This is a genomic window from Agathobaculum butyriciproducens, from assembly GCA_003096535.1.
GTDB classification, from domain to species: Bacteria; Bacillota; Clostridia; order Oscillospirales; family Butyricicoccaceae; genus Agathobaculum; species Agathobaculum butyriciproducens.
Genome location: QEKJ01000019.1, coordinates 42182 through 49297, shown reverse-complemented (window position 1 = coordinate 49297; position 7116 = coordinate 42182). Strand labels below are relative to the sequence as shown.

The window sequence follows — 7116 nt, the reverse complement described above, 5'->3', positions numbered from 1 at the left end:
GCGTATATCGTTTGTTTGGTACTCCTTTTGGCATAGCAAAACACCCCACTTGTTAGATAGTATACCATACTGTCTAACAAATGGGGTGCAGTTCAAATGCAGAGATGACGGTTTTTTTATTCTTTGACAGTATTTGCAGCCAGTGCCGCGTCAAACTCCGGCCAGCAGCGCTTGAGGATAGCCGGTTTGCCCTCGGCGTTGATAAAGCAGTGGCGGCTGTCGCCGGTACAGCGTAGCGTGCCGGTTGCCTTGTCATAGACATCGTAGTGCAGCGTCATGCGCACGCCGTTGTACTGCGTGATAGATGCTTCGATTCGCACGGTTTCGCCGAATTTCGACATGGTTTTGTACTGGCAGGAGACCTCCAGCACCGGACCGCTGTAACCGGCCTCTTCAATGCGGTCGTAGCCAAAGCCGAGCTGCTCGAGCAGGTCCACGCGCGCCTCCTCGAACCAGCGGATGTAGTTCGAGTGGTGGACGATGCCCATGCCGTCGGTTTCGTAGTATTGGACTTTGTGGTCGTAGGGAACCATCTAAAAACCTTCTTTCAATTAGAAATCAGTTCTGCTAATTAGTAATTAGTAATGGGGAATTAGTAATTAAAGGTGCTGCCGCACCAGTGCTTATCTTCTTAACTGGCGCGGCAGCGCTCTTAATTACTAACTACTAATTACTAATTAAGTATAATTGCATCCGTGAACAGTGAAAGCGCCCTCTCCGAGGGCGCTTTCTGCACAGGCTTTACTTAAAGTATTTCACGCCGTTTGCAAACAGCGGCTGATACTTTTCGCCGTAGATATTCTTGCCGACGAACGGGCTGTAACGTTCGGTGTGGCCCATCTTGCCGAGGACACGGCCGTCCGGCGAGGTGATACCCTCGATGGCGCACATGGAGCCGTTCGGGTTCCACGCGATGTCCATGGACGGGTCGCCGTTCAGATCGGTGTACTGGAACGCCACCTGACCGTTCTTAATCAGGTCGTCAATGACGTGCTGCGGCGCTACGAAGCGACCCTCACCGTGCGAGAACGCGATGGAATGCAGGTCACCGACGTTGCAGGAGGACAGCCACGGGCTCTTCACAGAGGCTACGCGGGTGGTGGCGTAGCGGCTCTGGTGGCGGCCGATGAGGTTGAACGTCAGGGTCGGGTCGTCGCCGGTCATCTCGTCACGGATTTCGCCGTAGGGAACCAGACCCAGCTTAATGAGCGCCTGGAAGCCGTTGCAGATGCCGAGCATCAGGCCGTCGCGCTTGTTCAACAGCTCGTGGATGCTATCCTTGATGCCTGCGTCACGCAGGAAGGACGCGATGAACTTGCCCGAGCCGTCCGGCTCGTCACCGCCGGAGAAGCCGCCCGGCAGGATAACCATCTGCGCCTTGCGGATAGAGTTCTCGAGCTGCTCTGCGCTCTCACGGAGGGCATCCGCGGAGAAGTTGCGGACAACGACAATCTCAGCCGCGCCGCCTGCATTCTCGACCGCACGGGCGGTGTCGTACTCGCAGTTGGTGCCCGGGAACACCGGGATAACGGCCAGCGGCTTTGCGCTCTTGACTGCCGGAGCGGATACATTGCGCTCGGTGAAGGAAACCTTGGTCAGATGCTCGTCGGAAGCAGCTGCCTTGGTCGGGAACACGCTCTCGAGCTTGCCCTCGAAGGCGCTCGTCAGCTCGTCGAGCGTTACGGACTCGCCGGCAACCGTGATCTTCTCATCGTCGGTGGTATAGCCGACCAGCCAGTAAGCCGGGAGTTCGGATGCGGCTTCGATCAGGATGCCGCCGAAGTTCTTGAGGTACAGCGCGTCAGACGGGAAGGAATCGTCCATCTTAAAGCCAACCTTGTTGCCGAGCGCCATCTTGCAAACGCCCTCAGCGATACCGCCGGTGGACAGCGCCCACGCGGATACCGCCTTGCCGGACGCGATCAGGTTTGCAACCTCGTTCCACATGAACTTGAGCGTGGTGTAATCCGGCGTGCCGTCCTGATTGTACGGTGCATCGAAGAAGTAAACCGGATGACCTGCCGCCTTGAACTCAGGAGAGATGAGGCGGGAAGCGTCCTGCGGTGCGATTGCGAAGGAAACCAGCGTGGGAGGTACGTCCATATCGTCGAACGAGCCGGACATGGAGTCCTTGCCGCCGATGGCTGCCAGACACAGGTTCTCTTGTGCGGTGTATGCGCCCAGCAGCGCGGAGAGCGGTTTGCCGAAACGCTTCGGGTCCTTGCCGAGACGCTCGAAATACTCCTGGAAGGTGAGGTAAGCGGTCTCAAAGTCACAGCCCGCTGCGACCAGCTTGGCTACCGACTCAATAACCGCAGAGGAAGCGCCGAGATACGGGTTCTGCTCGGTGAAATACGGGTCAAAGCCGAACGCCATAACGGACGCGGTCTCGCACTGACCGTTCAGCGCCGGCATGGTGGCCGCCATGACCTGCGTCGGGGTGAGCTGATACTTGCCGCCGAACGGCATGAATACCGAGCTTGCGCCGATGGAGCCGTCGAAACGCTCAACCAGACCGCGCTCGAGGCAGATGCCGAGGGTAGAGGCGTGGTTCAGCAGCTTTTCCTTCTCGGAATTGCCTGCCGGAGCGCAGGAGATGGACGGAGTCGGCAGTGCGCCAACCTCTGCGTCAACGTGCTTAGAGCAGCCGTTGGTGTTGAGGAAATCGCGGGAAACATCGACAATCTTGACGCCGTTCCAGGTCATGCACAGGCGGTTCTTGTCGGTAACGGTTGCGACAACAACAGCCTCGATATTCTCCTTGGCAGCTGCGGCAATAAAAGCGTCTACGTCCTTTGCACGGACAACGACAGCCATGCGCTCCTGCGACTCGGAGATAGCCAGCTCGGTGCCGTCCAGACCGTCGTACTTCTTCGGTACGGCGTTCAGGTCGATGTCCAGACCGTCAGCCAGCTCGCCGATGGCAACGGATACACCGCCCGCGCCGAAGTCGTTGCAGCGGCGGATCATGCGGGTGACGTTGCCGTCGCGGAACAGACGCTGAATCTTGCGCTCCTCCGGCGGATTGCCCTTCTGGACTTCCGCGCCGCAGGTTTCGAGGGATTCCTCGGTGTGCTTCTTGGAGGAGCCGGTTGCGCCGCCGCAGCCGTCGCGGCCGGTCTTGCCGCCGAGCAGGATAACGATGTCGCCCGGCTCGGGTACCTCGCGGATGACGTTCTCCAGCGGAGCTGCGCCGACTACCGCGCCGATCTCCATGCGCTTTGCGACATAGCCCGGATGGTAAATCTCGTGTACGAGACCGGTAGCAAGGCCAATCTGGTTGCCATAGGAGGAGTAGCCCGCAGCAGCAGTCTGGCACAGCTTGCGCTGCGGCAGCTTGTGTTCGAGGGTCTCAGACAGCGGTACGGTCGGGTCACCCGCACCGGTCACGCGCATCGCCTGATAAACGTAAGAGCGACCAGACAGCGGGTCGCGGATGGCGCCGCCGAGGCAGGTAGCCGCGCCGCCGAACGGCTCGATCTCGGTCGGGTGGTTATGGGTCTCGTTCTTGAACATGAGCAGCCAGTCCTCGTAGTGGCCGTTCACGAGTGCCTTTACCTTAATGGAGCAGGCGTTGATCTCCTCGGACTCGTCGATATTCTTCAGGTAGCCGCGCTTTTTGAGCACCTTAGCGGCGATGGTGCCCATGTCCATCAGCGTTACCGGACGCTTGGCAGCCTTTTCCTCGCCGTAGACCTCCACACGGGCAGCCATGTAGCGGTCAAATGCGTCCTGCACCATCTGGTCCTCAAACTTTACATCGTCGATCTGGGTGAGGAAGGTGGTGTGGCGGCAGTGGTCAGACCAGTAGGTATCGACCATGCGGACTTCGGTGATGGTCGGGTCGCGCTTCTCGGTGTCGCGGAAGTAGGTCTGCAGGAACTTGAGGTCGTCAAGGTCCATCGCAAGACCCATGTGGTGCAGCAGGTCAGAGAGCGCACTCTCGTCCATGTGGGTGAAGCCGACAACGGACGCAACGCTGGTCGGGATAGCGTATTCCACCTTGAGGGTAGCAGGCTTGTCCATCGAAGCCTCGCGGGTGTCCACGGGGTTGATCAGGTAGCCGCGAATCTTGTCCATGTCCTCAGCGGTGAGTTCGCCTTCCAGAACGTAGATTTTAGCAGCGGCAACGGTCGGGCGTTCGCCGCCGGTGAGCAGCTGGATGCACTGTTCGCAGGAATCGGCGCGCTGATCGAACTGACCGGGCAGCGGCTCTACCGCAAGGATGGTGTGAGCGCCTTCCGGACGGGGAAAGTCCTCGTCGTAGCACACATCAGCCATAGGCTCGGAGAATACGATGCCCTTTGCCTTCTCGTAGGTCTCAGGTGCAAGTCCCTCTGCGTCGTAGCGGCAGAGATAGCGCACATGAGTCAGGTTTTTGATTTCCAACAGGTCGTGCAGGCTGGAGAACAGGCTGCGTGCTTCGACATCGAAGCCGTTTTTTTTCTCGGAATAACAACGATTGACGCTCATGATCGTGTTCGCTCCTTTATTGCATGATACTTCTATTCTACCTTTTTCACGCAGATAAATCAATCGGTGAGGGCGACAAAATATTGTTGATTTCGATGGAGAAGTTTTCTATACCGTTAGAACAAATTAGTAATCAGGAATTAGCAAACGGTAATTGACGGTGTGGTGCAGCCTTCTTCTGGGTATAGCTCATTAAAAATGGAAACCGCAGGATGTGACAAGATGCAGCAGTGTGAAGAAGATGAAAACGTTATGTTATCTCCACTCCACACTCTTTCCTTTCAATTTCCAAAGAGGTGTGATATAATGTAAGTCAAGAGGAGGGCGACCGTGCATGCCGCCCTCGTATTCAAAAAGACGGCGCCGTGCAAACCGGTTGAGCATACAGGCGCGTCTGGTATCAAATTATGCCGCGGAATACTCTGCGGTTACAGGAGGAACTGTCATGGAAATCAAGCTCTCACCGTCTATTCTGTCCGCAGATTTTGCAAATCTTGCACGCGATATTAAAATTGCCACCGATGCCGGTGCGGAATATGTTCACGTTGACGTTATGGACGGTCACTTCGTGCCGAATATCACCATCGGCGCTCCGGTGGTTAAGGCGCTGCGCAAGGCAACCGACAAGGTGCTCGATGTACATCTGATGATCTCGGACCCGGACCAGTATCTGGATGACTTCATCAAGGCCGGCTCGGATATCATCACCGTACACTACGAGTCCAACGGTGATACGCTCGAGCAGCTGAAGAAAATCCGCGCAGCCGGTGTCAAGGCAGCCTGCGTTATCAAGCCGAAAACCCCCGCTGAGGTGCTGTTCCCGCTGCTGCCGTATTGCGATATGGTGCTCATCATGACCGTTGAGCCGGGCTTTGGCGGTCAGGGCTTTATCCCGGAGTGCATGGACAAAATCAAGGCTGTCCGCACGGAAATCCAGAAGAATGGCTATAAGTGCGAGCTGGAGATTGACGGCGGTGCAAAGCTGAACAATACCGCCGACATCGTAGCCGCCGGTGCAGACGTTATCGTAGCAGGTTCTGCCGTGTTCGGCGGTGACATTGCAGCGAATGTCAAGGGCTTCCACGAGGTATTCAAGGAAGGCGCAGCCAAGGCAGCCTGGAGCAAGTAATCATATAAGTGTGAACAACCCCCAATCGTTAGTCTGTCTGACCGTTGGGGGTTTTCTAATAGAGATGAGGGATAAAATGAACGAACTGACAAAGCGAATCGTTTCGTGTGTGCTGCTGTTGATGATCGGACTTGGCTGCTTTTTCGGCATTTCGGGATGGCAGTCTTCACCGGAGACGCACCGGACGAGCATTGAATATTTAAACGAAAAGCAGGCGACTGTGATGAAGCTGACTGCGGCTTCCACGGCAGCATCTGCAGCTGTTTCGGCTCTGCCGGGAGACACGGGCAGCGCCATCGCAGAAAAGCTGGCTGATCTCACGTCCGACTTTCTGATCGTACTGTGCGCCATTATGCTGGAGAAATACCTGCTCACCATTACCGGATACGCGGTTTTTCGGTTTATTTTACCGGCAGTGTGCGTGCTGCTCATCGTCCGGCAGTTCCGCAGCAGCGAGATTCTGGCGAAGCTCGCATTCAAGCTGGCGCTGTTCGGCATGGCGGTTTGGCTTGTCGTTCCGGGCGGCATCACAGTATCGCGCATGATCGAGGCCACCTATGAAACCTCGCTGTCGCAGACCATTGAGGACGCGCAAAGTGCAGCGGATGCTATCGATACCAGTGCGGGTTCAGACTCGGATTCGGACAGCGAAAAGAGCGGTTTCTGGTCGGGTATCACGTCCTCGGTGCAGAATGCGGTCTCCGGCGTGACGGAAAAGTTTGAAAAACTGCTCAGCAATGTCATGGAGGCACTCGCTGTGCTGATCGTTACCTCGTGCGTGCTGCCGGTGCTCGTGCTGCTGCTCCTGCTGTGGATTGTGAAAATGCTCACCGGGATTGACTTCAATCTGCCGAAGCGGAAATCAACGGAGTAATTAAGAGTGGAGAGTGAAGATAACGTAGCGATTTACCCTTCTTCACATGATTCTATCTTATTATTAAAGGTATACCATAGGGTACGTTGGCTTGGCACATCGCCTGTAACTCATCTGCATAGACCTAAAGGGAGTGGATTTCAAATATTGTCAGACCTGCAAGGTCAATCCGCCTCAAACCGGCAGCTGTAAGACCTTGTTAAAATAATAAAACCGCCTGAAAAGGCGGTTTTGGTTTTATTGTGCATTATCTATGGTAAATTAATGTTGCGGGTGCTGCTTTACACTGCGTTTCATCTGGTACATGCACACGCCCGCGTTTACAACAGCCGCCAGCAGGAACAGTACGACTGCACAGAACCGAATAGCGAACGATGTATCCAGAAGGGCGCTGAAATCCTGTGCATATACGCGGACATTGTACTCGAAAATCTGTCCGAGCAACGCCAGTGAGCACAAACCCATACTGACCGCTGCAAATGGCAGCGCGTTTTTTCGTCTGGCCAGCGCAATGAACGGCAACACAAGTGAAAGTATACCGCAGGTCAGGCTCCCCACAGAGCACATCACCGAGATTGAAATTGTAGTGGACATTTTGTCTCCTCCTTCCTTTGCGAATAGTATACCACAGTATGGGTGG

The 7116-nt window shown here is 55.9% G+C and carries 5 protein-coding genes; 2 read left to right on the top strand and 3 right to left on the bottom strand.

What is annotated here, in order from left to right:
* Nucleotides 1–116 precede the first annotated feature (116 nt).
* Together C7386_RS11385 and C7386_RS11380 are read right to left on the bottom strand one after the other, a co-directional pair.
* Nucleotides 117–533 (bottom strand): acyl-CoA thioesterase, encoded by a 417-nt coding sequence (locus tag C7386_RS11385; protein WP_110436731.1) that lies wholly within the window; start codon nt 531–533, stop codon nt 117–119.
* Nucleotides 534–741: 208 nt separating this feature from the next.
* Complete coding sequence (locus tag C7386_RS11380; RefSeq protein WP_207655875.1) at nt 742–4473, bottom strand: phosphoribosylformylglycinamidine synthase; 3732 nt, start codon at nt 4471–4473, stop codon at nt 742–744.
* A 445-nt stretch (nt 4474–4918) separates the two neighbouring features.
* On the opposite strand from C7386_RS11380, the gene rpe reads away from it, so the two are divergent.
* Both rpe and C7386_RS11370 read left to right on the top strand, forming a co-directional pair.
* Nucleotides 4919–5602, top strand: a complete 684-nt coding sequence (gene rpe / locus C7386_RS11375; RefSeq protein WP_110436732.1) for a ribulose-phosphate 3-epimerase — start codon at nt 4919–4921, stop codon at nt 5600–5602.
* A gap of 76 nt (nt 5603–5678) precedes the next feature.
* Nucleotides 5679–6476: a hypothetical protein gene (locus tag C7386_RS11370; protein ID WP_110436733.1), complete on the top strand. Its 798-nt coding sequence runs from the start codon at nt 5679–5681 to the stop codon at nt 6474–6476.
* 261 nt (nt 6477–6737) lie between these two features.
* Here the strand turns inward: C7386_RS11370 and C7386_RS11365 are convergent, their stop codons facing one another.
* Entirely contained in the window at nt 6738–7070 is a 333-nt protein-coding gene (locus tag C7386_RS11365; protein ID WP_110436734.1) for a hypothetical protein, read from the bottom strand.
* Nucleotides 7071–7116 lie beyond the last annotated feature (46 nt).

Coding starts and splice junctions, on each gene's coding strand:
- C7386_RS11385 (WP_110436731.1), bottom strand. CDS start 533: ATGGTTCCCTACGACCACAAAGTCCAATACTACGAAACCGACGGCATG.
- C7386_RS11380 (WP_207655875.1), bottom strand. CDS start 4,473: ATGAGCGTCAATCGTTGTTATTCCGAGAAAAAAAACGGCTTCGATGTC.
- rpe (WP_110436732.1), top strand. CDS start 4,919: ATGGAAATCAAGCTCTCACCGTCTATTCTGTCCGCAGATTTTGCAAAT.
- C7386_RS11370 (WP_110436733.1), top strand. CDS start 5,679: ATGAACGAACTGACAAAGCGAATCGTTTCGTGTGTGCTGCTGTTGATG.
- C7386_RS11365 (WP_110436734.1), bottom strand. CDS start 7,070: ATGTCCACTACAATTTCAATCTCGGTGATGTGCTCTGTGGGGAGCCTG.